Origin of the sequence: Carboxylicivirga litoralis (genome assembly GCF_025499605.1) — a bacterium.
GTDB classification, from domain to species: Bacteria; Bacteroidota; Bacteroidia; order Bacteroidales; family Marinilabiliaceae; genus Carboxylicivirga; species Carboxylicivirga litoralis.
Map to the genome: position 1 here is coordinate 1 of NZ_JAFMVC010000087.1, position 1,771 is coordinate 1,771.

A 1,771-nucleotide genomic window follows, 5' to 3' on the forward strand; every position below is an offset into this window, starting at 1 on the left:
GTCGCAACTGTGTTTACCACATCTATATCGTGCATCCGAAGCACATCGGAATAACCTTCAACTATATATGCTCTGTCATTGTTTTTAATGGCAAAGCGAGCCACATTTAAAGCATACAGCTCATTGCCTTTTATGTAGATGCTACTTTCAGGTGTATTCAAATACTTGACCTTCGGATTTTCATTCAGGTCACGCCCGGCAAATGCAATAGTCTGACCTCGTGAGTTGGAAACAGGGAATATCAATCGGTTTCTAAAAAAGTCATAAACGCCTTTGTCATTGCTTTTAAGTACGCCAATTTCTTCAAGTATCTCTGTTTTTAATCCTTTTCCTCGTGCATGGGACAGTAGAGCATTGTCCGTTGGAGCATAACCAATATTGAAGCTGCCGTTTTCAGGAATAGCCATGTTACGCTCCTTGATATACTGTTGGGCATCTTTGTGATTAACCTGTTCCAAAAAGAACTTCTCAATAATACTACAAGCAATTTTCAGGCTTTCTTCATGTTTGAATTTGGCTTCATCCCAATTGGTGCTTTTCTTCCATTCAAAATTGAGGTTCAAAAGCTTTGCACCAATTTCAACAGCTTCTTTAAATTCAACATTTTCATGCTCCTTAATAAACTCAATGGCATTACCGCCTTTATCACAACCAAAACATTTGAAGATTCCTTTTGCCGGATTAACACTGAACGAAGCCGTTTTCTCATTATGAAACGGACAACAAGCTTTGTAATTAATCCCTGCTTTTTTTAGTGTGACAAAATTGGAGACAACCTCGTAAACTTCATCATTGATTTGCTCTATGACCCTTTTTACATCCATCGGCTACCAATCTTTTCCTGTCAATAACTCACGGTTACTGCTATCAAGGCTCATAAAGAACTCATACACGTTACCCCTGAAATCGTAAAACTTATCTAACAGGTGGTAGCCCATATCTGAACCCCAAATCTTGTAAAAGAGAGCATTTAGCTCCAACTGTGAATCTTCAATCATTTTCTGAATTTTATTGCCATCAAACGGAACGTTGGAGTAGCCGTTTTTTTCATAGAAACTCTTTATGCGGTTATCGAAATAATATAACTTAGATACCGTATTCGGTGCTAATACTGTCATGTGTTTTAGTTTGGAAAGTCCAGAGATAATTGTCTTTTATTCATTTGCCATTCTTCAAAAGTCAGCTCCTTAATATCGTTAAGTGTTTTTCTTGCATCATTGAGCAGCTTCTTTTGGTCGCTATAATCATTTCGTATTCGTTCCACTTCTTCTAATTGCTTTTCCAAAGCCTTTTGTTTTTGCTCTAAAAACTCTCCCTGGTCGGTGAAATAATTAAAAAGGGCATTGTAGCATTCCAGCCTATACTTAATGATTTGTTCTTTAGCCTCAGCCTTGACATTCTTGGGGTTAATTGTAAATAGCCAACCAAATACAAGCTTAAAAGGAATACAAGCCATTTCTCGTTCTTTTCCATCGGCAGCAACTATACCCCTGAGCGGTACAGTTGAACCCAATATTTCATCACTCTTAATCTTTTCTAACTGGCTTGAGTAATTAACTTCTAAAGCTTGACATATTGGTTTAATGGGGACTAACTTTTCTGCATCATCAATAAGCATGATGCTAACATCTTTAATTCTTGCTACTGTCTTTGTCTTCATAATCGTTCTGAATTTGATACTTAAATAATGGCAGGGCTACCCTTGAACAACCCTGCCGGAACCGAGCTAATTGCCAAGGGCGGTTATTATTTGCTTTATCTCTTTGTGGCT

The 1,771-nt window shown here is 37.7% G+C and carries 3 protein-coding genes; all 3 read right to left on the reverse strand.

Annotation, left to right across the window (positions count from 1 at the left end; all coding sequences use genetic code 11):
• The coding region (locus tag J1N10_RS21460; RefSeq protein WP_262328656.1) for a DNA primase at window positions 1-824 on the reverse strand (824 nt) is incomplete at its 3' end.
• Window positions 825-827: 3 nt separating this feature from the next.
• Complete coding sequence (locus tag J1N10_RS21465) at window positions 828-1,118, reverse strand: hypothetical protein (protein WP_212220848.1); 291 nt, start codon at window positions 1,116-1,118, stop codon at window positions 828-830.
• A 5-nt stretch (window positions 1,119-1,123) separates the two neighbouring features.
• The gene (locus tag J1N10_RS21470; protein ID WP_262328657.1) at window positions 1,124-1,660 is read right to left on the reverse strand and encodes a phage antirepressor N-terminal domain-containing protein; all 537 of its coding nucleotides are present in this window, start codon (window positions 1,658-1,660) and stop codon (window positions 1,124-1,126) included.
• Window positions 1,661-1,771 lie beyond the last annotated feature (111 nt).